At 54.0% G+C, this 1,181-nt stretch carries 1 rRNA gene; it reads right to left on the bottom strand.

Annotated elements, in window-relative coordinates:
- Positions 1 to 1,181, bottom strand: a 23S ribosomal RNA gene (locus HMPREF2604_RS14160); the annotation flags it as partial.

Here is a 1,181-nt window from a genome sequence, read left to right as displayed (position 1 = left end):
GTATCCGCGGTGGTTAGTATCAGTGCTTTATCATGGGCGCGGATATACGGGTACCAGAATATCAACTGGTTATCCATCGACTACGCCTGTCGGCCTCGCCTTAGGTCCCGACTCACCCTGGGAAGACGAACTTGACCCAGGAACCCTTAGTCATCCGGCGGGAAGGATTCTCACCTTCCAATTCGTTACTCATGCCTGCATTCTCACTCGCACACACTCCACGCCGCCTTACGGTAACGCTTCAACACATGCACGACGCTCCCCTACCCAATACAAAAAGTATTGCCGCGGCTTCGGCGGTGTGCTTGAGCCCCACTACATTGTCGGCGCAGGACCACTCGACCAGTGAGCTATTACGCACTCTTTCAAGGATGGCTGCTTCTAAGCCAACCTCCTGGCTGTCTTCGCGATCCCACATCCTTTTCCACTTAGCACACCCTTAGGGGCCTTAACCGGCGATCTGGGCTGTTTCCCTCTCGACTATGAAGCTTATCCCCCACAGTCTCACTGCCGCACAACACAATTAGTGGCATTCGGAGTTTGGCTGACATTGCTAAGATTGTAGTCCCGCTCAACCAACCAGTAGCTCTACCTCCACCAAGCTAATGCGACGCTGCACCTAAATGCATTTCGGGGAGAACCAGCTATCACGGAGTTTGATTGGCCTTTCACCCCTACCCACAGCTCATCCCCGCAGTTTTCAACCTACGTGGGTTCGCGCCTCCACAGCATCTTACTACTGCTTCACACTGGCCATGGGTAGATCACCCCGCTTCGGGTCCAGGACATGCCACTAAACACCCCATGAGGATTCGGTTTCCCTACGGCTACCCCACACGGGTTAACCTCGCGACATGCCGCTGACTCGCAGGCTCATTCTTCAAAAGGCACGCCATCACACACAACAGGTGCTCTGACGGATTGTAAGCACATGGTTTCAGGAACTATTTCACTCCCCTCCCGGGGTACTTTTCACCATTCCCTCACGGTACTCATACACTATCGGTCACACTGAGTATTTAGGCTTACCGGGTGGTCCCGGCAGATTCACAGCAGATTCCACGAGCCCGCTGCTACTCGGGCAACCCAACAACCCATGCATTGAAGCCTTCAACTACGGGACTATCACCCTCTACGGTGGGCGTTTCCACACCACTTCACCTAACAACAACACACAAGCA

Origin of the sequence: Corynebacterium sp. HMSC055A01 (genome assembly GCF_001809405.1) — a bacterium.
In the GTDB taxonomy this organism is placed as follows: Bacteria; Actinomycetota; Actinomycetes; order Mycobacteriales; family Mycobacteriaceae; genus Corynebacterium; species Corynebacterium hesseae.
This window is presented reverse-complemented; position numbering and strand designations above follow the sequence as displayed.